This is a genomic window from candidate division TA06 bacterium B3_TA06 (assembly GCA_005223075.1).
In the GTDB taxonomy this organism is placed as follows: Bacteria; Hydrothermota; Tepidihabitantia; order B3-TA06; family B3-TA06; genus B3-TA06.
In genome coordinates this window covers 111,261-134,121 of the sequence record NJBO01000002.1, presented here as the reverse complement: position 1 = coordinate 134,121, position 22,861 = coordinate 111,261, and the positions used below count along the sequence as shown (strand labels likewise).

Below are 22,861 nucleotides of genomic sequence, written 5' to 3'. Positions count from 1 at the left end.
CGAGATTCTGCATTTGACAGGGGGGCGTGTTTGTGTAGAATTAGTAATCAAACCGAAATTGGAGGACAGATGATTTGCAAAGTTGCGTTATTGTTCTTGCTTCTCGGTCAGGCCCCACCCACGGCGGAGCCTGGACAGCCAGAAAAGCAAGCCACCGAGGTGGTGCAGCCAGCCCAGACCGGCGAAGCCGAGGTTCAGGCAGAAGAGGCAGAAGAGCAGCCTGCAGTGGAGCAACAACAACCCCCACCCAAGCAGAAACGCCCGGCATGGATTACGTGGGTTATACTCCTGGGTATACTCGTTGTATTCTACCTCGTTATGATTCTGCCACAGCGCAGACGGCAGAAGAAACACCAGGAGATGCTTAAGTCGTTGAACCGGGGGGATCGTATCGTCACTAACGGCGGCGTAATCGGAACCATCACCAGGGTGAAGGAGGAAAGCTTCATTGTCAAGACCGCCGATAAGACGGAATTGGAGATCGACAAATCCGTTGTCTCACAGAAGAAGTAACCTGAGGATTCTTTACTTCGGCACCGCCGCGATAGGTATACCCCTTTTGCGGCGGTGTGTCTCGTTAGGCCAGGTGGCAGGGGTGGTAACCGCCCCTGATCGGCGGGCTGGACGCGGCAGGAGACCTAAACCCTCGGCGATCAAACAGGCCGCTTTAGAGATAGGAGTTGAGGTATACCAGCCCCTTGATGTTAACTCCCCCGAATCTATAAAATGGTGCGCATCACATAAACCTGACGCCTTCGTACTCTTCGCCTACGGTCAGATACTCTCAGGGAAACTTCTTGCTATCCCGCGCTGGGCGATTAACGTCCATCCATCCCTACTCCCCGCCTATCGAGGTGCCGCTCCCCTGCAGCGTGCTATCATGGAAGGGGAGGAAGAAACCGGCATCACGATCATCCAGATGAGCGAGCGTGTTGACACAGGCGGCATCCTTCTCTCCGAACCCCTTCCGATAGAACCTGATGATACCTACGGGGACCTTGCCGAGCACGTGAGCCGTGCAGCTGGCTACCTGGTGGAGAAGACAATCGAAGGGCTTCTTGATGGTACGCTTAAACCATCTCCTCAATCCAGCGAGGGTATTACAAAGGCGCCCAAGATCCGCAAGGAAGAGCGACTTATTGACTGGTCTCGTCCGGTAGGAAAGATACACAACCTGGTTCGTGCGCTTTCGCCTGAACCCCTGGCGTATACCTTTTTCAGAGGCAAGCGCCTTGAGATCGTTCACTCGCGTATAGCCGATGAGGAGGGTGCGGGAGTCCCGGGAAGCATGATACTTGAAAGCGGAAAACTTGTGGTTCAGTGTGGATCAGGATTCCTTGAGGTTCTGAAGGTGAAGCCGGAGGGCAAAGCACAGATGGATGCCGCGGCATTCGCAAACGGCTACCGTCCAAAGTCAAACGAGATCCTGGGTTCCCGTAACACACACTCTTGCCCGTAACACACCTTAGGTATTTCCTTTGGTCCAGAGTGTATCCCAGGCGTCTATATTGCAATCTTTATAAAAAGGCCGGTGCTTACACCGGCCCTCAATGATCAAACTCTCTAAGTACACGATTGAGTCGGATTGTCTATATCTTAGACGTAATATCTCGGCAAGATGTTGCGATTTTCCATGAACTGGTTAATCCTCTTCCGAGTCCATTTTGGAAAAGTAGATTATGTCCGGGTGCTAAACGTAGCCAAACTTGTGGGCCAACTGGATGCTGGGGATGTTATCGCGCTCGACGAGCAAGGTGATGACCTTTATTCCCTCCTGCCTCAGAGCATCCTCTGCGGCAAGAGTGAGTCTCTGGGCGATGCCCTGGCCCCGGTAGCGAGCCTGGACCGCGATTCGGTTAAGGTGCCCCTTTTTGCCGTCACTTGAGGCTATGATTACGCCTACCAGTTGGCTTTCAACCTCGGCACCCAGAAAGAACTTTGGGTTCTGCTTCATCTGTCTGGTTAGAGCTTCTCGAGAATCGCGTCCTTTAGTTTTAACCACAAGCCCGGCGCGTTCCCAAAGCTCGACTATCTTCTCGTAATCGGCCGGGGTAAGTTGTTTGATTACGATCTCCTGCACACCTTGACTCTATCCGGGAAAAGGGTTATGTCAACGATGGATTGGCAAATTCATAGGTGGTCAAAAAGCTGTTGGTTGCATCACGTGATTTTACCGGTTGTGAAACAGGATTATCTTTATCCTTAAGAATCCTTGATTCCCTTATGGATCCGGGTTCCGGAATCCTCGTATACACGTTGTTTGGATGACGGTCTACTTGGCATGATAATTGCTCTCTAAAAACAGGGGAGAGGAGATAGTCAGAATCGAGAGGAGTGAGGTGAGAATCAATGGAAGGGACGAGGGTGTGGGGAAGGAGGTGCAGGGGAGTTGGAAGGTAGGGGGTGAGGCGGGGAGGGGTGATACCCTTGACTAATCGTTTCGTTTGCGTATAGTTCAGGCAGGAGGAGCTAATGAAGAGATTTAGTTGGAACTATCTACCTGTCTTCTTGGTTTTGTTTGCGTTGGTTTTTCTGGGGTGTGCGGCAGGAGATCCTACTCGTTGGAATACGGCGAATCCTGCCGGTTTCTGGGCCGGGCTGTGGCATGGGATAATCTCAGTCATAACCTTCATCATCTCCCTGTTCTCCAAGAACGTCAATATGTATGAGTGCTTCAACAACGGCGGCTGGTACGACTTCGGGTTCTTACTTGGCGTTATCTTCGTATGGGGTGGAGGCGGCGGAGCTACCATTAACGCAAGCCGGCGTGGCCGTATCCGCCGAAGAGACTAGGGAAATCCTTTCGGATAGATACCATGAGAGGGAGAAGTAATGGCTGAATCCTATGCCCTGCGACGCGTAAGCGTTCTTTTGCCTTTCCTGCGAGCAAGGTCTGTCCGTAGGGTTCTTCAAGTGGGTGTGGGGGAGGTTGAGGTTGTCTCTCTTCTGCTCAGCGAGGGATTTGAAGTCACGGTCCTCGAGCCATCCCGCGAGGCACTCACCGGACTTAGAAAAACGCTTGAGGATAAAGGGCTTCGAGCCAGGTTGATCGAGGGGCCCCTTAACGAGTTGCCAGTTCCCAGAAAGCCTTTTGACTTTGTTCTTGCATTCAACACCCTCTACCACTCCGATCGCGAAGGGCTGAAGCGTTCACTTGACTCACTTCTTGCCCTGCTCCGTGAGGAGGGTTTCTTTTACATAACCCTTATCTCCACGAGGCATGCCGACTACGGCAAGGGGAGGGAGGTTGAACCTGCTAGCCTCAGCCTGAATGGGCTGCTCACTCACTACTGTGATGCCGCCGATGTGGTGGCGCTCTTGCGGGATGTTAAGATAATTGATCTAAGGGATGAGGAACAAGCCAGCCCCGGGAGTTTTCACTGGCACGTCCTGGGGTGCAGGAGGGACTTCTCGCCTTCCGGTAACGAAGAGGAATAATCCCCTTCACGTCCTCCTTGCCTGGTAAGTGAGGCGGATGCTAGACGTTCAGTTCCTTTTTGAACCAGAGCAGGGTGCGGTCAATCCCCTCCTCAAGCCCTACCTTGGGTTTGAATCCCAGCGAGGTCCCGGCGTGATGGGCATCAAGGCGCATCTCGAATACCTCACATGGGAGTTGGGGTCCGCGAACTGGTTTGAGTTCGTAAGGGATGCGTTCCTTGAGCATAGCGAAGATCCGGTTGATTGCGACGCCCTCACCGGTCCCCAGGTTGTAGATGAAGTCAACGGATGCGGCGCGCTTGGTTTTTCGCTCAGGGAGTCTTATCGCCGCAATTGCCGCGTCTATTACGTCGGAGAAGAAGACAAAGTCACGTTCCTGCCAACCATCGCCGTTGATGATAACCTGCTTTCCCTGCAGCATTTGGCCGATGAGAATAGAGATAATTCGGCCTTCGGGCCCTAAGCTTTGACGAGGGCCGTAGACGTTTGCCGTCCGCAGAATAGCATGATCAAGCCCGAAGTTAACCCAGTAGGAGTATAGGTAGTTTTCGACCGTTCGCTGGGTGACCCCCACCGGCGAGACCGGATGAGTAGGGTGCTCCTCGTCACACGGTAGATACTGGGGGTTCCCGTAGACCGCTGTGGAAGAACCGTAGATCACCCGTTTCACCTGGTATTGCTTGCATAGCTCAAGAAGGATCAGAGCATAAATGATATGGTCTGCGTTTTGAAGGGGGCGTTCAAAGCTGTTTACCAGAGAGTGCTCGTAGGCGAAGTGGCAAACAACGTCCACTCGCTCCTTCTCGAAGAGTTTTTGCAGGTTTTCCGAGCGATAATCGTGGCGATATACACGGGCTTTGGTGGTTATGAATCCTCGTCCTCCGGTCGGATCGAGTGCTACCACGTCCTCGTTCTCTGCCACCAGACGATCCACAAGGTGCGAACCCAGAAATTTATCCGCCCCGGTAACCAGAACCTTCATGATTCTCCTTTCATCCTTCCAGTAATCCGTGCCTATTTTATTTGAACAGCTTTACTTGTCAAGATTTTTACTTGACAGTTCAGCAGAAAGTGGTATCTTTGAGAATGTCTGGTATCACTCCTCTGATCGAGGCCAGTCTTGGGCCCTGGCTTGCGATAACAGTTGGAGCTCTCTGGCTCGTTTTCCTGATACTTCTCGCTGTCCACGTCGTAAAACGCCGCAGCGGTTATTATCGACGGTATTCAGACAAAAAACCGCCGTCTCGAGCGATTCTTTGGGCTATAGACGGCTTGCTGTTTCTGCTCGTCTGCTTGCTTGGTTTTCTTGCAGTGCGGTTCTTTTCCACCACCTCGTTCTCCTGGTACTTCAGGATCGGTATTCTTTCCGGGGTTTTCGCCGTTATCGTCATCCTTATCATCCTCAGGCAAGACCTGGCCCTTCGAATTGCTGCGGCTAAGGAGGCTCCCTCAACCGCTGAGAAGGATAACTCACGCCTCAAAAAGGCATTGAAGAGATGAGGCGGCTGGACTTCCTTGACAATTTGCCTGAGGACTGATAAACTAACAAACATGATAGCACGGATTCCATTTAACCGAAGGTTGATCCTTTTCATCTTTGTGGCCGCCCTTGCAGGTCTGCAGATGTTTATTAAGTTAGGGCCGTGGTTTTTTGTAGGAACCGGGCTTTTCTTCATTCTACTTATAGGCTACTCGGCTTTGATGATAGGCAAGGGCGCCGAACGCAAGCCGCCTGAGGCAACCTATCGTCCCTTTGTTTCGGTGCTTATCCCGGCTCATAACGAGGAGGAGGTCATTACCGAGAGCATCAAGCAGGCGTTCAAGCTTCGCTATCATGAGAAGGGGGCACGGAACTACGAGGTTTGGGTGATCGACGATCGTTCTACTGACAATACCCCACAAGTCATAGAGGGCTTAAAGAAATGTTACCCTGAGCTGGAGGTTCTTTCCCGCAAGCGTGACGCTTTTGCGGGCAAGGCCGCGGCCTTGAATGAATGCCTTCCCTTCACAAAGGGCGAGGTTTTGCTCGTTCTTGATGCGGACGCCCACTTTCCCCCTGATCTCATCGCCCGTGCGGTAGGCTACCTGGCTCCAAAACAGATAGGCGGGGTACAGGTTGCTAAGCGGATAGCCAATCCTGAGACCAACCTTTTGTGCCTGCTGCAGGCGGATGAGTACAAGATTGATATAAGCATTCAGCTTGGGCGCGACTCGGTGGGCGGGGCTGTGGAGTTCAAGGGCAACGGCTCGTTTATAAAACGCTCGGCACTTGAAGCTGTAGGCGGCTGGAGCAACCATACCCTTACCGAGGATCTTGATCTTTCAACCAAGATGCTTCTTGGGGGGTACAGGATACGCTTTGTTCCCGAGACGGCCGTATGGGAGCAGGCCGCACCGGATTTCAAGAGCTTTTCCAGGCAGCGGCTGCGCTGGCTTGAAGGCAGCATGCTGCGGTATCTTGTGTATCTGCCTCGGCTGCTTAAGGGGCCGCTTCATCCGCGTCAGCGCTTTGATATGGTGATGTTCTTAACCGAGTTCGCTCTGCCCATATACGTGCTGTTCGATCTCCTGACCCAGGTGGTCTGGATATTTACACTTGGATACCTGCGGTTGGGGAGCCTTGCCGTCGTTATGGGAGCGGCTTCCATATTCATTCTAATCAAGTTGATATCGGCATATGTGCGTGAGCGCCGGTACTCTATCTGGCAGATACTTGGTCGCACCTGCATCACGATGCTCTACATGTTTCACTGGTTCCCGCTGGTGATAGCCGCAACCTTCAACCTTATCTGCGGTCTCGAGACCCGCAGTTGGAAGAAGGTAAAACGCATAAAGGGTGAGGAGATAGCCGAGACCTGACGGTCCTTCAACAACAATCTCCTATTCAGTGGCTGGAAAGGTTGGTTCTACGGAAACTCAGCACATTGAGCTAAGCATCTTCGACGTGACGGGTCGTGAAGTTAAGATACTGGTCTCGGATAACAAATCCCCCGGACACTACGAGGTTATCTGGAACGGACGCGACAACAAAGGCTTGCAATGCCCGCAGGCGTCTACTTCGTACGGTTGCACTCCGATGAGTTCAACGCGAGCGAGAGAATCGTCTTGCTAAGGTAGTTAAACAGACTATACTAAAGGGGGCGGTGATATTCCGCCCCCTTTGGAGGTTGGCATGAAGCTGCAGTGTTTTGTACTTAGCGTCTTGTCTCTTTATGGCCTGGCGTTCGGAAACGTGTGGTCTGAACCGGAAAGTCTCGTACCGTTCAATACTCATAATGAGGATCCGGCTGTTATAATTGACAATAGTGGAGTTGCCTGGGCCCTTGCCTTACCTTGGGTATTGAGGTTTCAAAATGGTGAAACTGGTTGGCAAAAAATGACTGAAGGGGGGATCGGCGGAATCAGTGGAATGGATAGGGGATGTTTTGACAAGGGTGATACGCTTTGGCTGCTTAACGATAATGATTGGCAAATTTACTATATCCGCTGGGATGGAGAAAGCTGGAGCGAGAAGGAGTACGTACTTACCTATTCTTCGTGTAACTTTGGTTCAAAGATCACCGCCGACAGCACTAACGGTGTATGGGCAGCGTGGTCCACAGAGTGGTGGGGTTTCTTTAAGGGAGCGTATAACCGTTATCAGAACGGCGTATGGCAGGAACCGCAACCGGTTACCGACACTTTGGAGGAAGGAGATCATGTCCTTAATTCTATCACAACCGATGCGTATGGTCGAGTATGGTTCGGATGGTCCCAAAGTCAGGGTGGGAAAATGGTCTTTGAAACTAGATACTACGATAATGGAAATTGGAGCGAGGTGAGCTCGATAGCCGAGTCAAAATGGTTGGTTCGTTTGAAGTTAACGCCCGACCGCAAGGGCGGCGTATGGGCATTATGGAACCAGCAAGACGGCGGACTCCATACAGACTACCTCATCAAGGCAAGCTACTGGAACGGTGATGCGTGGACATCACCAGAGACGGTTGCCGTAGCAGGAGCTTTTTACAATGATTGGTTTCCTTGTGGCAAGATAGCGGTGGATGCATACGGTAACGCGTGGGCGGTGTGGCGACAGGCGTTGGAGGATAACGATAAATACGGCGACATCTACTACTCGGTAAATACAGGGGAGGGTTGGAGCGAACCTGCACCGGTGGATACCCATCCGGCAGTTGATCAATACCCTGATATTGCGGTTGACGGCGAGGGACGTATCTGGTGTGTGTGGTCGTCAAATCGAGAGGGTGAAGACGAGTGGGACTACAGCATCTGGGCCTCCTACGCTACCGTCGTGGGTGTAAAAGAACCCGTAACACCCGTAACACACCACCTCCCTTCCCTCACTATAGATAAAAGCGTGGGGGGTGAGTTTACCTTCAGCGTATCACACTCCAATATTGTCAGGGGAATAGTAATCTACGACGCAAGCGGACGCGTGATTAGGGATCTAACGATCAGTGACAATCAAACCATCCATTGGGATGGAACGGATGCTAAAGGTCAGGCTTTATCCCCAGGGGTGTATTTTGTCAAACTATCACCGGCTTCTTCAACCCTGAAACTGATTTTGATACGCTAAGAGGGGCTCTAATCAGAAGCTAAAGTGGCGCTCTCCCAGGAAGACGTGCTCGATCTTGCCTTTGAGCTTTTTGCCGAACCACGGCGAGTTTTGCGACAGCGAGCGGTTGTTTTGAGCATCGAACGTCCAGCGCGCGGCAGGATCAAAGACCATGAGATTCGCCGGGCTTTCTTCCTTTAATTCGACCTTCTCACCTATGACCGACGCAGGCCCTGTGGTAAGAAGCCGCAAGAGGAGTTCGGGTTTGATGACCTCTGGCTCAACCAACCCTTCCCAGAGTACCGATAGGGCGGTCTGCAAACCAATCATCCCTGCGGGTGCGAGGTCAAGTTCTTGTTCCTTCTCTTCTATCGCGTGAGGGGCGTGATCGGTGGCTATTGCCTGGATGGTTCCGTCCTTGAGAGCCTCAAGGAGCGCCTTCCTGTCCTCCTCCGTCCTCAAGGGCGGGTAGACCTTGTAGTTGGCATCGAAGCTTAAAAGCGCCTCGTCCGTGAGGAGCAGGTGGTGAGGTGTGGCTTCTGCCGTAACCTTTATCCCCTTGACTCGTGCCTGGCGCACCAGCTCCACTCCGCGAGTGGTGGTGATATGTGCTACGTGCAGGTGGGAGCCGGTGCATGAGGCAAGCGCTATGTCGCGCTGGATCGCGGCTTCTTCCGCCACCGCAGGTCTCACCTTAAGTCCAAGCTTTGCCGAGACCGTGCTTTCGTTCATTATCCCCTCTTCGCACAGGCTCGGCTCCTCCGCGTGGGTAATAACCACGAGGCCAAGCATCCCTGCGTACTCAAGCGCGCAGCGCATTACTTCGGATGAATAAATCCAGTCGCCGTCGTCTGTTACCGCCACGACACCCGCTTCCTTAAGGAGCGCGTATTCGGCAATCTCCTCACCGGCACGGCCCTTGGTTGCGGCGCCGACGGGTAGTATGCGCGCAAGACCGAGCTCATCCGAGCGCTTGCTGATAAAAGCCGCCTGCTCCCTTGTATCCATGGGAGGCTGGGTGTTCGGCATCGCGCATATTGTGGTGAATCCTCCGGCAAGCGCGGCCCAGGCTCCGGACTCTAAGGTCTCGGTATCCTCACGTCCAGGCTCGCGCAGATGAGCGTGCAGGTCTATCAAACCCGGGGACAGGAGTTTATCCTGCGCCTCGATTATCCGGATGTCGGCCTCGGCAGGGAGCGTCTCTGCAATCCTTTTGATGCGGCCCTCCGCGATCTCAACATCCGCCCTTCGCAGGGACTCCTCTTCAGGGAAGAAGACGTATCCGCCGCGTATGAGAAATCTAGTGCTCAAGCTCACCTCCTGCAAGTATGTAAAGGACCGCCATGCGTACCGCCACACCGGCGCGCACCTGAGCCAATACCACCGAGTTCGGACCGTCGGCTACAGCCGGTTCTATCTCTATCCCTCTGTTAATCGGTCCCGGATGCATAGCCACCACATCGGGTTTCGCCTTCTTCATGCGCTCTGCGGTCAGGCAGTAGAGCTTGCGGTACTCCCTTATCGAAGGAAAGAGCCCCTTGCCTTGGCGCTCAAGCTGTAAGCGAAGCATCATTATCATGTCCGCATCCACAAGAGCCTTGTCGAAATCGGTCTCGGTCTCTACGTCAGGGAAGGCCTTCTTAAAATGAGGTGGTATAAGGGTCGCTGGCCCACACACCGTGATCTCAGCACCCAGTGTGGAGAAGCCGTAGATGGCTGAGTGTGCCACCCGGCTGTGAGTAATATCGCCTACGATTACCAGATGTCTGTCCTCGAAACTCCCCAACCTTTTGCGGACAGCGAAGAGATCCAGAAGCCCCTGGGTGGGATGCTCGTGCGCACCGTCACCTGCGTTTACCACGAAGGCGTCGATCCTTTGGGCGATAAAGCGGGCAGCACCAGGACAGGAGTGACGTATCACCACCCCGTCTACCCGCATGGACTCGATGGTGCGAACCGTATCCAGAAGGGTCTCGCCCTTACTCACGCTCGATGCGGCCTTGCTGAACCCGACCACGTCGGCAGAGAGCCTCTTTGCTGCCATGGCGAACGAGGTGGCGGTTCGGGTTGAGGCCTCGTAGAACATATTCAGGATGGTCTTTCCGCGCAGGGCCGGCACCAGAGGAATGGGTCTGTCCAGCACCTCGTGGAATCGCTCTGCGGTGTCGAGTATGAAGGTTATCTCTTCCCTGGATAATCCCTCAAGACCCAACAGGTTCTTGTGAGTCCAGGTCACTTCTATCCCTCCTCTGGTTCTTTTTTCTTAATAAATATGCCCTCTCGTCCATCGGTTTCTTTAAGGAATACGTCTACTATCTCATTCGTTGAAGCGGGTATCTTGCGGCCGATGAAATCCCCTCCTATTGGTAGCTCCCGGTGGATGCGATCGACCAATACAGCCAGCTGGACTATTTTGGGTCTTCCAAAGTCAAGGAGCTCGGTTAAGGCCGCCCTTACCGTGCGCCCGGTGTAGAGCACGTCGTCTACGAGCACGATAATCTTGCCCGTTACATCGAAAGGTATTGATGTCGCCTGGACTATGGGCATCTCAGCTGCAAGCTGAAGATCGTCCCGGTAAAGGGTTATATCTATTGCTCCCACAGGGACATCGAGTCCCTCCAGGTGCTTAAGTTCGGCGGCCAGGCGTCGAGCCAGCGCGTCTCCTCGCCGAACGATACCCACAAGCGCAAGATTCTCGACCCCTTTGTTGCGTTCGATTATCTGAGTAGCGATGCGGATGATCATCCGGTTTATTTCGACCGCGTCGGCTACACAGCGCTCAGGCATGATCTTTTTCTTTGGGTTTTACTCGCAGGAGCAGAGCCAGCGGCACCACTACACAGTAGCCTGCAACGAGAAGGATTGGGGCAAGGGTGATGGAGCCGCGCGAAAGGCTGTAGAAACCTAATGCTATCAGGATAATCGCTGCGGCCAGCAGCACCCAGTTAATAAGCTGAAAGCGGGGCGTCTGGGGCGCGCCCACTATCTCCTTCCTTCTCCTTTTTTTCATTTAATCTCCTTCACTTCGTTGGAGTGAATTGTGTAGATACGCACCGAGGGCTCGCTGGGATTGGTAAGGAATAGGAGGCGTCCCAGTACCCCCCGGCGGTTCTCAAGTCCTCGGAGCGCCTGGCACAGGGAGAGATCCTTACCCTGACTGAGGGCCTCGTAGATGAAGTTGTAGGCATCGTATCCAAGGGTTGCGGCCCAGTCAGGCTCTTTGTTGTAGCGTCTGGTGTAGTGAGCAAAGAACGTCTCGAACGGTATAGGATTTGCAAGATGCCCTCCAGATGCGGCAAACCACGCCCCCTCAAAGGGTGCCCCGCCGCGGCGAAGAATCTCCATATCCGCAAAGTCATCCAGGCCCAGGATGCGTACCTTCATTCTATAGTATACCACTTGTGGAACTACCGAAAGCAGCTGTTGACGGTCAAAGGGCAAGAAAAGAGCCTGGGCGCCCTGGTGACGGACATTGAGAAAAGTCTGCCTCATTTCTACCACGGTGTCGCTCAGGGGGAGAGAGTAGATAACCTCGCCACCCTCGGATCGCACCGTGGTTGCGAACGCATCGGCAAGCGTCTTAGCCTGCTCAGTATTGGGGTGAAGGATTCCGAATTTCTTTGTGCCGCGCCGCGCCGCGTATCGGGCGATCTCCCGGGTCTCGGACTCGGCGTAGGAGTTCAGCTGGAAAAGGCACTCGTAAAGCGAAAGCAGACCTGGGTCGGTTGAGGTAGGCGAGATCATAACGATACCGGCTTTGGCTGCGATCTTTGCAACAGCGTTTACTTCTGCCGAGGTCAGTGGCCCTATGATGATCTTTGCTTGCTTGCGGATCAGGGCCTCTGCCCCCCTGGCGGCCTGGGTTGGATCGGAGCGAGTATCGTATATCTCCAGATGAATCGTGCCGCCTCCCTTAAGGCTGTGTGCAAGTTCAATTCCCTCTCTTACCGACTGAGCGTATGCCGAGAAGTCTCCTGAGAGCGGTAAGAGCACCCCGCAGACAAGTTCGCCCTTGAGCGCTGCAGCTGAAATCTCTCGTCCTCCTATCCTGTCAATATAAGGGCTTCGCGGGAAGCGCGCTCGAAGCTCGGCAAAGTAGCGCTCGGCAGCCGCAAAGTTCTCTACGTCATAGGCGCGCATTCCCAATCGGAAAAGGAACCACTCCGCTACGTCCGTGTCTTTATAGTTAGCATAAAGGTCGGTAAGCACGTTGAAGTCCTGCTCACGCCCCAACAGGTTCTTGGCCTGTAATTCTGCCTTCTTTCGCTCACCAGGGCTCTCAGAATAAAGGTAGGTCTCGAAGTATGCTACAAGTGCGGGCACATAAAGATCGAGGTGTTCATAGCCCTGCGCCAGAACGATCTGAACCTTAGGAATCAGCGGCGAGGCTGGGAATTCCGCCTCAAGCTGCTGGGCCGCACCCACAGTGTGCTCCCAGTCCTTTTTCTTGGCAAAGGCGAGCGAGGCAAGGTAGTATGCGTCATCTACAAGCTCGGAGCGTGGATAACCCTTTATGACCGCGGTGAACGAAGATATCGCCTTCTCGTAGTCCGCTTTCTTGTAGAACGCCTCCCCTGTCTGGAACACTGCCAGGGCCTCGGCCTCGTATTTGTCCCTGTTTACAAAAAGCCACACGCATCCTGTGGCCGAGAGAAGAACCCCGGCGGCCAACAACAGCCCTAAGGCCTTTCTTACGTAACTCATCTTAGAGTGTTAGCCAGGCGTTCTTTGGTAAGCTCTACGTAGGAACGTCCTGCCTCGCGAATCATCTCTATAGTAGACGGATCAAGTGTGCGTTTGATGACCCCGGGGACCCCAACTACCAGACTGTGCGGTGGAACTTCCATCCGCTCGCGGACCACGGCACCGGCCGCAATAACCGAACCCTTTCCGATCGTTGCACCGTCCAATACAATAGCTCCCATGCCGATGAGGCAGTCGTCGGCTATCACGCAGCCATGAACGATAGCACCGTGACCTATGGTAACGCGATCTCCTACTATCAACGGCAGTTCATGGGTAACGTGCAGCACGCAGTTATCCTGGATGTTTGTTTCACGTCCGATCTTGATGTAATTGATATCCCCTCGCAGGACGGCGTTGTACCATACGCTGGAGAGCTCGTCCAACTCGACTTGACCTATAAGGTGGGCACCCGCTGCTATAAAGCAGCGCTTCGCTACTATACCGGGTTTTCGGGAATCATGCATCTTATCTGAATTTTACCTTATTACCCCCCTGAAGTCAAGCGGTCCTCACCCCACAAAGTTAGAGACTAACTTTGCGGGGACCCCGACGGAACGATACCGATAGAAACCACATGCCAAGCTTGGCTGGCCAGTCTTTTCTCTGCGAACTTTTTCGCGTAGCGAAAAAGGAGCATCTTCTCCCCTTGACTCAAGGCCCAGGATACTTATTATGTTAACGTTAAGGAGAGAACCGACGTGAATAAGTTAGTACCAGAAGAGTTGTTTGAGGCTATCTTTGAACGCTTGCCCCTGGCCTCGTTTTCATGCGACGCGGAAGGGGTGGTTGTCGACTGGAACGAGGCCGCTGAACGCCTCTACGGCTACAAAAGACAGGATGCCGTAGGATGTAAGATAGTTGAACTCATCGCTACCCCGGACAGTAACGATGAGGACTTGATTCGTCAGGTATTTTCAGGGGAGGAGTTGAGGGGTATAAAGCTGAGGCGTCGTTGCGCTGACGGTCGTCTGCTTGAGGTGCTGACTACCTTCTGTCCCCTACGTGAGGCTCAAGGAGGGGTGAGTAGGGTCGTGCTTGTGGAGAGTAAAACCACTGATTTTAGTGGCGCCGAGCGCATGCGGGCCACCGAGGCGCTGCGGGAGTCCCATGAGAGATTCCTTACCGTGTTGGACAGTCTGGATTCTGGAGTTTATGTCGCGGACATGGAAACCTACGAGATTCTCTTTGCGAACCAGAAGATGCGTAATTATTTCGGCAATATCGAAGGCAAAACCTGTTGGCAGGTTCTGCAACAGGGTCAGAGCGGACCTTGTGATTTCTGTACGAATGACAAGCTGCTGGGCGCCGAGGGCGAACCGACCGGTGTTTATGCGTGGGAGTTTCAGAATACCATTAATGGATTCTGGTGTGAGATACGGGATCGCGCGATCAGATGGGTTGATGGCCGCATGGTCCGGCTGGAGATAGCCATGGACATCACCGAACGCAAGCGGGCAGAGCAGGCGTTGCGGGAGAGCGAATCTCGCTTTCGTGCCATATTCGAGCGTGCCGGTATCGGTATGGCGTTAATGGATATGGATAGAAATCTTTTGCAAACCAATCATGCTATTCAGGAGATGCTTGGTTATAGCGCCGAAGAATTGCAAGGTATGACGTTGGATCAGATTACACATCCGGACGATATCAAGAGAGAGCTTGATTTAATTAAAGAGAGGCGGATAGATAAGAGAGAAGATCTGTATCAGACAGAAAAACGCTATATCCGTAAAGACGGCCAGATAATCTGGGGATTTTTGACCGCCACGACAGTTCGAGACCCATCCGGTGGAGGACTTTACGGTCTTGGAATGGTGGAGGACGTCACCGAGCGCAAGCTGGCTGAGGAGGCGTTGAGGGAGAGCGAGGCTCGTTATCGCCTTCTTGCCGAGAATGCTACAGATGTGATCTTTACCATGGATACGAACCTGCAGTTAACCTACCTGAGTCCTTCGGTTACTAACCTCACGGGTTACGAGGTTGAGGAGGCGATGGCTCTGGAACTGGGAGAGTTCCTGATACCTAACTCGTTGGATGAGGTCACGGAGGTTCTTACGGAGGAGTTGGCTGTGGAGGAGACACCGGGAAAGGATCTGGGGCGGTCGAGGACGCTGGAGTTTGAGATCAAGCGTAAGGATGGTTCCACGATTTGTATTGAGGCCAAGGCTGCTTTTCTGCGGGATAAACAGGATCAGGCCATTGGTATCCTTGGCGTTGCCCGCGACGTCACCGAGCGCAAGCATGCCGAGGAGAAGGTTAAACGTCACAGCCAGGAGCTAAGCACCCTGCTTGAGGTTACCACCCAGGTTTCCGCCACCCTTGATGAGGAGGAGGTGGCCCGCCTGATAGCCGAACGGGCTACCGAGCTTATAGGGGCCGACGGCTGCACCATCTACCGATTCGATCCACAGACCGAAATGCTCATACCTAAGACAACCACTATCCTCCAGGATCGTGAGCAGAGACTGGCCTATCACATATCACTTGGGGAAGGGATTACCGGCAAAGCGGCGCTTGAACGCAGGCCGATCCTTGCCAATAACGTTCACCTCGATGATAGGGCGATACGTATACCGGGCGTCAAGGAGACGCCTAGATGTCTTTTGGTTGCACCTCTCGTAGCTCACGGAGAGCTTTGGGGGGTAATGACCCTTGTTCGCCTGAGCGAAGAAGGCTTTAGAGAGCACGATCTTGAATTGTTCGGTCTTTTCGCCAACCAGGTGGCCGATGCGGCAGTAAACAGCAGTCTATTTTCTCGCCTGAGCGAGTCCGAAGAGAAGTACCGTTCCTTTGTTGAGCAGGCGATTGACGGGATCGTGATTATTCAGGACGCCAGGATTGTGTTTGCCAATCGAGCCGCCGCTAATCTTGGAGGATATGCCTTAGATGATCTTGTTGGAATGGGGTTCCAAGACCTTCTGGCTCCGGGGTTTCGCGATGGTGTGCTGGATCGTTACCGCCGCCGTATGGCAGGCCAGCAGGTGCCCTCAGTCTACGAAACCAAAATAGTTGCACGTGATGGTGAGGAGATAGACGTTGAGCTTAATGCAGGGATTATCCAATATCAAGGCCGAGCGGCTGATCTTGTTTTCCTCCGTGATATCGCCGAGCGCAAGCGGGCAGAGGAGGAACTGCAGACACGGACGTACGATCTCGGGGAACGAGTCAAAGAGCTGAACTGCCTCTATGTGGTTTTAAAACTTATGTCGGAACCGACCAGATCACTAGAGGAAGTCTTCCAGAGGGTTGTTCGTTTAATTCCGCCCTCCTGGCAATATCCGGACATAGCATGTGCTAGAATCACTTTCGAGGGGCAAGAGTTTAAAACAGACAACTTCAACGAAACGGCTTGGAAACAATCTGCCGACATCAGGGTCTCCGGGGAAAAGGTGGGGTCTGTAGATGTATGTTACCTGCAAGAGAGACCGGCAGCCCATGAGGGACCTTTCCTTAAAGAAGAGAGGGTGTTGATAAATGCTCTTGCTGGAGAAATAGGAGTGTTCACCGAACGCAAGCGGGCCAGCGAGGCGCTGCGGGAAAGCGAGGAACTTTACAGAACCCTTGTCAATTCAGCCGAGGAGGGTATAGGCCTTGTAGATGCAGAAGAGAGGTTCCTCTTTGTTAACCCGAAGATAGCAAATCTCGTGGGTTATGATCAGAAAGAGCTCATAGGAAGGAGTTTGCTTGAGCTTGTTCCATCTGACGAGGTTGAATTCATTCGTTCTGAGAGCCGGCGACGCATGAAGGGGGAGGCCTCCCGTTATGAAACAACCCTTATCCACAAAAACGGGACTCCAAGAAAGGTGCTTGTGAATGCTGCGCCTATCTATGATGCTGAAGGACAACTCTACGTCACCTTGGGTGTATTAACTGATATTACCGACCTTAAGAAGGTAGAGGACGAGTTGCGGCTCCGCCTTATCTACCAGACCGCCTTCGCTCAGATAATGAACCGGGCGATTGGGATTGAAAACCTGGATACATTTATCCAAGCCTGTCTTGAGATTCTCGGCAATGCTTTAGACGCAAGCAGGGTGTATCTTGCTACCAACCGTGAGGTCTCTAAACAGGGAGAAGAAGTGCATCCTTCAGCACCAAAGGAGGGACCTGGGGCGCATGTGACGCATGAGTGGCTGGGTCAGGGAGCCGAGACTCTCCTTGGAACTGATTACTCCTATTCCAAGATTGGATACATCCACAAGCATCTTAAGGATGATGAGGCTATAGCTGCTTTGGTTTCTTCACTTCCGGAAGCCGACTCCAGTGTATTCCGAGACCAAGGTGCGCTTTCGGTGATCCTTGCCCCTTTGCGTCTTCGCAACGGTTTCTACGGCTTCATTGTTGCCGAGGAGTACCGAGTAGCGCGGCAATGGAGTAATAGTGAGACCGAGGCTTTCCGCACGGCTGCGCGTTTGATAGGTACCGTTATTGACCGCTACTTCGAGGAGCAGGAGCGGCGCGTTGCAGAGGAGGCGCGTGCCCAATCGGAGCAGCGCTACCGGACCCTGGTGGAGACATCCTCTGATATCATATTCCTCCTTTCCCCCTCTGGTAAGCCTCTTTATGGCTCTCCTGCAATCGAAAGAATGGGGTACAAACCTGAGGATATCCTGAGAGAGCCGAAAGCGTTTCTCAAGGCGATTGCGCCGGATGACTTTATGATGCTTCAAGCGCTGTTTGCAAAGGCCCTGCGTGAAGGTAAACCGATTCACGACATTGACTGCAAAGTTTATGACAGCCAGGAGAGTAGTCATTGGTTCGCGGTGAGTTGGAACTTTATACGTGACGATGAGGGACGTATCCTTGCCGTGCAGGGTGTGGCTCGCGACATTACCGAACGTAAGCAGGCCGAGCGGGCTCTGCGGTTGCGCATGGAGTATGAGAAGGTTCTTTTTGAGATATCCTCGTTGTTCTTAAGTGAGGGGGTTTCGGATTCCTCGCTTGGCGAGTTCCTTGAACGACTGGCCAGGGTCACAGAGGTCAGCCGGGTATATCTTTTCTTCCACGAGGAGGAGAACTCCCGCCCATTTATGAAGCACATCCATCGTTGGGTTTCTGAGGAGGCTTCCGAGCTCGATAACGACCGCATGGACAAGGTTTACTATGATCAGGGATTCGAGCGATGGCTTAAAATCCTTTCCACGGGAGAGGCAATCCATGGGCTTACCGATGATCTGCCAGCCAGCGAGCGGGAGGTGTTCGAGGCCGAGGGAATACTTGCCATTCTTGTTTTGCCTATCTTTGTAGAGGGTCGTTTCTGGGGTGCCATCGGTTTTGACGAAGTAAAGCGCAGACGCGAGTGGAACGTTGAGGATATACGTTTGCTCTGGACCGCCTCCAAGATCCTTTCATCCGCACTTGCTACTGAAAGCAAGGCTAGGGAACTTGCCTTGTCTTACGAGAATCTTCAGGAGCGGGAGCGGCGCATCTCAGAACTCAATCTGCGTCTGGTTAAGGCTGAGGAGGATGAGCGTCGCCGCATCGCAAGGGTGCTGCATGACGAGATTGCCCAGCAGTTGACAGGGGTTTCTCTTGTCCTTTCCGCTCCCGAGTTGACGCGTGAGAGTAGAGCGAAAGAACGCTTGGATGAGGCCAAGGGACTGGTCAAGGAGACACAGAACTTCATAAGAGACCTCTCCTACGAACTGCTGCCACCCGCGCTTGAGAACCTTGGGCTTGCCGCTGCGGTGCGTGCCCTTGCCCGATCCGCAGCCGAAGGCAGTGGTGTTAGTTTTGTGATTCAGGGGGATGAGGGTTTCCCACGAGCCGATCCTGATACCGAGATCATGCTTTACCGCGTCATACAGGAGGCGGTTACAAACGCATTAAAGCACGCAGAGCCTGATGAGATTACAGTCAGGTTTGAGTATACTGAACCCAAGCTTCGGGTGATGGTTGAGGACGATGGTAAGGGCTTCGATGTAGAAAAGGTTGCCTCTGCCTCCAGCGGATTGGGGTTGCGTTCGATACATGAGCGCGTGGCTCTGATCGGAGGCAGGATAGAGTTGAATTCGTCTGTGGGAAAGGGGACTCAAGTGCTGATAGAGGTTGAAATACCTCGTAATTCAGATAAACTCTTTGTGGAGGAGTAATGGCGGAAAAGATTAGAGTACTCTTGATTGACGATCATACCGTGGTTCGCAAGGGTATCCGTGCCCTTCTTGAGCAGGAGAAAGACATAGAGGTGGTAGGGGAGGCTGAGGATGGACTGAAGGGCGTCCAGGCTTGCATAGAGTATGCGCCGGACGTGGTGATTCTTGATATGGCATTGCCCCTGCTTTCCGGTGTGGAGGTGGCCCGCAAGATCCGCGAGAAGCTTCCCGAAACCCGCATACTTATCCTCTCCATGTATGATGATGAGGAGTATATTATGGATTCCTTCAAGGTGGGGGTATCGGGATATATACTCAAGGATGTGGTAGTATCCGATCTTGTAGCTGCTCTGCGCAGCGTTTACCGTGGATCTACCTTCCTTTCACCCTCTGTATCGGAGAAGCTGCGTCGCCAGCTCCAGGAGGGACCTCCTCGTTCCTCTCGTTATGGCCCTGCCAAGCTTACGGCAAGGGAGCGCCAGATTCTCAAGCTTATAGCAGACGGATATACCAGCCGACAGATCTCCGAGATTCTTAAGATCAGCTTTAAGACGGTTCAGACGCACCGGGCTCACATCATGGAGAAGCTGGGTGTTCACTCTACGGCTGAACTGACCCGGTATGCTGTTACCAAGGGGATCGTCTAGTTTTAGGCCGCTATCCATGATGTCTGCTCAATTTGACGGGTTGCAAGCGGATAAGTTCAACTAAACCATCGAGGTGCCTTTCATCCCCCACATGGCATAGTTGACCACCAATGTTCACTAAGGTTTTTTGCTTAGTTGCGAGGGTAGGTCATCTGTCCGATTGACCTTTGGCTAGTTTAACGCAAAATACATGCATGATTCCGGAGAGAACATGTGCAAGAGGTCGTTTTTCTTCTAGTGTGATTTGCTGCCGCCCGGTGTTTATGATTTATCGGACGCCGGCTGTATTTGGCGAGTTCGCCGGGCGGCCCTTTCATGGGGTTCGAATATGAAGCACCGTGTGTGGCTCGATGAGGCAAAGCAGATCCTTTGGGTTCGTTTCGTAGGGTATTGTAACGCTTCAAATGTCAACGAGTTGTGCGATCGTTGCCAAGACTTTCTGAAGGGTCATGCCTCACGCAAAGTGGTCATCGATCTCTCGGAGATCGAGTCCTTTCCGGACGAGGAGCTATGCTCCCAACTCGTCGGGCAGCTTCGCCGGGCGGGGGTAGAGAGGGTGGCTCTTGTATGTAGCCGACCTGAGGCAAAGATGGTGGGTATTATACTTAGGGAGTACCTGGGGAGGTATGCGGATGCCCAGTTCTTCTCTCAGAAGCATGTGGCCCTTGAGTGGTTGGAGCACTCAACTGGTGTTGGTGGAGGTGAGATGTGCGGTGAGGTTATCTGAAACTAACCGTAGAGAACAAAAACAAGCGCGGCGCCAACTCGTCAGGTTTGAGTGGCACTCGTCACCAAAAAGCTGGTCAAAAGGTGGTCAAAAGCTGGTCAAAAGGTGGTCATTTTTGGGGGATTTTTTGGGTTTTTGGGATAAAAAAACGGATAATTGCTTTACCTCTTGACAAAACCCTTTCTTTGTCTATAGTTCTAAGATAGCGGTTCGGGGAACCGGTTGCGGGTTGAAGTCCAGGTGGAGAAGGGCGCTAAGGAGAGAGCTTGAGTGACCTGCTCAGCACAGGGGAGAGGAAGAGAGAAAACAAGGGGAAGGTGTATATCGAGATTCCTGGAAAAATTCAAAAACAAGCCAAGGAGGGTATTATGTGTAAAAGCATAGTGTCTAAGACACTACTGATCCTTGGGGTGCTGGCATTGGCCGCGGTGCCGCTGTTCGGCCAGTGGCAGGGCGACTTCAGGGTCACCAACAACCCCGGCGGAACATACACTGCCTCTTACGGAGGCTGGGTCATCGCAGCTGACGACGCAAACGTCCATATCGCATATAAGGACAACACCAATGTCCTAAACTACTACGTCCGCTACTTCACCTTCCCAATCGGAAGCCCTGCGGAAACATCCAACGGCGAAATGATAGGCGCCGACGACGGCGGCCACCACAACTCCCTCCCAATCGCCATCCACGACGGCACAGTGGACATCAGCTGGTATTCCCATCCCCTCTCCCATCTCTACACCCGCGAGAAGAACGGTTCCTGGGGTTCAATAATCGAGCACGGGGTAGACGTTGATTGCTGCTGCCCTGCCATCGCCTTTGATTCCGACGGCAACCTGCACAACGTGTTCAACCACTACAGTTCAACCACTGGCGATGCCAAAGGCCGCAGCGTATACTACCAGAGAAAGAATTCGGGCGCCAGCTCCTACTCCTCCCCGATCATGGCCTTCGATCCCCACTCGGACGGGGGTTCATCCTCTACCGAATACTTCGCCTACTACCCCTCGATCTGCGTGACGTCCGACGACGCCCTTCACGTATCCGTTGCACACAACAACGGCAACCTTCTCAAGCATGTATGGAGCACCGACGGCGGGGCGACCTGGAATAACGAGACCATCGGCGGAACAAACTTCGCTCGCTACAAACGTGGCACCTCGATCTGCCATGATAGTGACGACAACCTCTATATCGCCTACGCGGACCCCGGCAGTGCGTGTCAGGTCTACGTTGCCACCAATGCAAGCGGAAGCTGGGTCTCCACACAGGTAAGCGAGTATACCGGCAACTACTCCTACTGGCCCTCGATCTGCTGCGACACCTTCAATAACGTCTGGATTTCCTGGGACTCCCGCTGGGGTTCCGGTTCCATCACGGAGACTCACTACAACAAGTATGATGCCGTATCCGGCTCATGGGGATACGACCAGGCCTTGACCCTTAACGACGGCAGATACTCGCGTTACGCCAACTTTGCAGCCGATGAAAATGGCAACGTGCACATCATCTGGACTGACAGCCGCGACGATGGCAACTTCGAGATCTACTACAACTGGTTCCTGGGCGACACCATCACGGACACTATTCCGCCATCGGGGCGTGATCTTGCGGTAGTTCGCATCCTTAAACCGCTGGGCAAGGTCGATAAGGTGCCGGTAACGCCCGAGGCGGTGATCACCAACTTCGGCGGTGATGTTGACTCCGGCTACGCCATGTGCCGGATTACCGGTCCGGGCGTCAACTACGACAAAGGCAACCTTGAGGGGATCGTCTATCTTGAGGCAGGCGAAGAGGACGCCGTCTCCTTCCCGTCCTGGACACCCTCTGGCTGGCCCGGCGACCGCTACAAGGTCGAAGTAACGGTCTACCTCTGGCCCGAGAAGACGACCAAGGACGACGACCCTACAAACAACACCAGGGTCGAGTATGCCACAATCCAGAGTGCGGTCCAGGTTGATGCGATAGAGGTCGTAAAGCCTGAGGAAGGCAGCGTGGTGGACAGCATGACGCCTGACGCCAACTTCAAGAACGTAGGCACAGAGGCGGCTGAAAACTTCTACTGCTACTGCGAGATCGTATCTCAGGGCTATCACACCGCCGACTACCTCGACAGCGTGCCGGTGGCCAATCTTGATCCGGAAGAGGTGAAGAACGTCAAGTTCGCCAAGTGGACCTGCGACGACTACGCATTCTACGAAGCGACGTTCTTTGCCGCGATTCCTGGTGCGACCCACACCCTGCTCGGTAGAAAATTGTTCGTAGTGTTCCAGGGCACGCCGTTAGTCGGCATTGCCGAGTCCGCGGATGCGCTTCGTATAGAGGTTACCTGTCCCAATCCGTTCATTTCAGGCACCCTTGTGAGCTACGCGGTTGGCTATCCTATCTCAACTACGATTCGGGTCTACGACGTAACAGGTCAGGTGGTTCACACCCTTCACGAGGGTGAGCTTTCCGGCTCCGGTTCCCTTTACTGGGACGGCACCGACGACGATGGCGCGGAGCTTGCAGGCGGTCTTTACTTTATCCGCATAGCCGCACCCGGCTTCACCAAAACCGCCAAGGTTGTGCTCCTGCACTAATCCGAGAAACTTTCTATACTGTAAGAAAAGGTGGCCTCGCGGCCACCTACTTTTTATGTTCGCTCTTACAATTT

At 53.4% G+C, this 22,861-nt stretch carries 19 protein-coding genes; 11 read left to right on the top strand and 8 right to left on the bottom strand.

Features of this window, described 5'->3' with window-relative positions; genetic code table 11:
* Positions 1-69: 69 nt before the first annotated feature.
* Positions 70-513 carry a preprotein translocase subunit YajC gene (gene yajC / locus CEE36_02095; protein ID TKJ43931.1) on the top strand — a complete coding sequence of 148 codons (444 nt, stop codon included), beginning with the start codon at positions 70-72 and terminating at the stop codon, positions 511-513.
* Positions 449-1,459 (top strand): methionyl-tRNA formyltransferase, encoded by a 1,011-nt coding sequence (locus tag CEE36_02090; GenBank protein ID TKJ43930.1) that lies wholly within the window; start codon positions 449-451, stop codon positions 1,457-1,459. The genes yajC and CEE36_02090 overlap by 65 nt, the downstream gene beginning before the upstream one ends.
* Before the next feature lie 231 nt (positions 1,460-1,690).
* Here the strand turns inward: CEE36_02090 and CEE36_02085 are convergent, their stop codons facing one another.
* Complete coding sequence (locus CEE36_02085; protein TKJ43929.1) at positions 1,691-2,080, bottom strand: hypothetical protein; 390 nt, start codon at positions 2,078-2,080, stop codon at positions 1,691-1,693.
* Positions 2,081-2,472: 392 nt separating this feature from the next.
* Between CEE36_02085 and CEE36_02080 the strand changes: the two genes are divergently transcribed.
* Positions 2,473-2,793 (top strand): hypothetical protein, encoded by a 321-nt coding sequence (locus CEE36_02080; GenBank protein TKJ43928.1) that lies wholly within the window; start codon positions 2,473-2,475, stop codon positions 2,791-2,793.
* 39 nt (positions 2,794-2,832) lie between these two features.
* The gene (locus tag CEE36_02075; GenBank protein TKJ43927.1) at positions 2,833-3,438 is read left to right on the top strand and encodes a hypothetical protein; all 606 of its coding nucleotides are present in this window, start codon (positions 2,833-2,835) and stop codon (positions 3,436-3,438) included.
* Between the two features lie 40 nt (positions 3,439-3,478).
* Here CEE36_02075 and CEE36_02070 read toward each other — a convergent pair whose 3' ends face one another.
* Positions 3,479-4,420, bottom strand: coding sequence for a UDP-glucose 4-epimerase (locus CEE36_02070; GenBank protein ID TKJ43926.1), 942 nt, complete (start codon positions 4,418-4,420; stop codon positions 3,479-3,481).
* Positions 4,421-4,524: 104 nt separating this feature from the next.
* Between CEE36_02070 and CEE36_02065 the strand changes: the two genes are divergently transcribed.
* From CEE36_02065 to CEE36_02055, 3 genes are all read left to right on the top strand, one after another.
* Positions 4,525-4,938, top strand: coding sequence for a hypothetical protein (locus CEE36_02065; GenBank protein ID TKJ43925.1), 414 nt, complete (start codon positions 4,525-4,527; stop codon positions 4,936-4,938).
* A gap of 51 nt (positions 4,939-4,989) precedes the next feature.
* Entirely contained in the window at positions 4,990-6,297 is a 1,308-nt protein-coding gene (locus CEE36_02060) for a hypothetical protein (GenBank protein ID TKJ43924.1), read from the top strand.
* Between the two features lie 313 nt (positions 6,298-6,610).
* On the top strand, positions 6,611-8,017 hold the full coding sequence (locus tag CEE36_02055) for a hypothetical protein (protein TKJ43923.1): 1,407 nt from the start codon (positions 6,611-6,613) through the stop codon (positions 8,015-8,017).
* A 12-nt stretch (positions 8,018-8,029) separates the two neighbouring features.
* On the opposite strand, the gene CEE36_02050 is transcribed toward CEE36_02055, so the two are convergent.
* Genes CEE36_02050 through CEE36_02025 form a run of 6 tightly spaced genes read right to left on the bottom strand, consistent with a single transcriptional unit; the run spans position 8,030 to position 13,206 of the window.
* Positions 8,030-9,355 (bottom strand): dihydroorotase, encoded by a 1,326-nt coding sequence (locus CEE36_02050; GenBank protein TKJ43922.1) that lies wholly within the window; start codon positions 9,353-9,355, stop codon positions 8,030-8,032.
* The gene (locus CEE36_02045; protein TKJ43921.1) at positions 9,297-10,232 is read right to left on the bottom strand and encodes an aspartate carbamoyltransferase; all 936 of its coding nucleotides are present in this window, start codon (positions 10,230-10,232) and stop codon (positions 9,297-9,299) included. The genes CEE36_02050 and CEE36_02045 overlap by 59 nt, the downstream gene beginning before the upstream one ends.
* Before the next feature lie 2 nt (positions 10,233-10,234).
* A complete protein-coding gene (locus CEE36_02040; protein TKJ43920.1) occupies positions 10,235-10,783 on the bottom strand; it encodes a bifunctional pyr operon transcriptional regulator/uracil phosphoribosyltransferase in 549 nt (182 codons plus the stop codon).
* Positions 10,776-11,006 carry a hypothetical protein gene (locus CEE36_02035; GenBank protein TKJ43919.1) on the bottom strand — a complete coding sequence of 77 codons (231 nt, stop codon included), beginning with the start codon at positions 11,004-11,006 and terminating at the stop codon, positions 10,776-10,778. Before CEE36_02035 ends, CEE36_02040 begins: the two co-directional genes overlap by 8 nt.
* Positions 11,003-12,700, bottom strand: a complete 1,698-nt coding sequence (locus CEE36_02030; protein ID TKJ43918.1) for a hypothetical protein — start codon at positions 12,698-12,700, stop codon at positions 11,003-11,005. The genes CEE36_02035 and CEE36_02030 overlap by 4 nt, the downstream gene beginning before the upstream one ends.
* Positions 12,697-13,206, bottom strand: a complete 510-nt coding sequence (locus CEE36_02025; GenBank protein ID TKJ43917.1) for a gamma carbonic anhydrase family protein — start codon at positions 13,204-13,206, stop codon at positions 12,697-12,699. The genes CEE36_02030 and CEE36_02025 overlap by 4 nt, the downstream gene beginning before the upstream one ends.
* 234 nt (positions 13,207-13,440) lie before the next feature.
* Here CEE36_02025 and CEE36_02020 point away from each other — a divergent pair, with 234 nt between their 5' ends.
* The 4 genes from CEE36_02020 (at position 13,441) to CEE36_02005 (ending at position 22,787) form a co-directional block, all read left to right on the top strand.
* A complete protein-coding gene (locus tag CEE36_02020; GenBank protein TKJ43916.1) occupies positions 13,441-18,831 on the top strand; it encodes a hypothetical protein in 5,391 nt (1,796 codons plus the stop codon).
* Positions 18,831-19,478: a DNA-binding response regulator gene (locus CEE36_02015; protein ID TKJ43915.1), complete on the top strand. Its 648-nt coding sequence runs from the start codon at positions 18,831-18,833 to the stop codon at positions 19,476-19,478. The genes CEE36_02020 and CEE36_02015 overlap by 1 nt, the downstream gene beginning before the upstream one ends.
* 328 nt (positions 19,479-19,806) lie before the next feature.
* The gene (locus tag CEE36_02010; protein ID TKJ43914.1) at positions 19,807-20,205 is read left to right on the top strand and encodes a hypothetical protein; all 399 of its coding nucleotides are present in this window, start codon (positions 19,807-19,809) and stop codon (positions 20,203-20,205) included.
* A 266-nt stretch (positions 20,206-20,471) separates the two neighbouring features.
* Positions 20,472-22,787 carry a hypothetical protein gene (locus CEE36_02005; protein ID TKJ43913.1) on the top strand — a complete coding sequence of 772 codons (2,316 nt, stop codon included), beginning with the start codon at positions 20,472-20,474 and terminating at the stop codon, positions 22,785-22,787.
* Positions 22,788-22,861 lie beyond the last annotated feature (74 nt).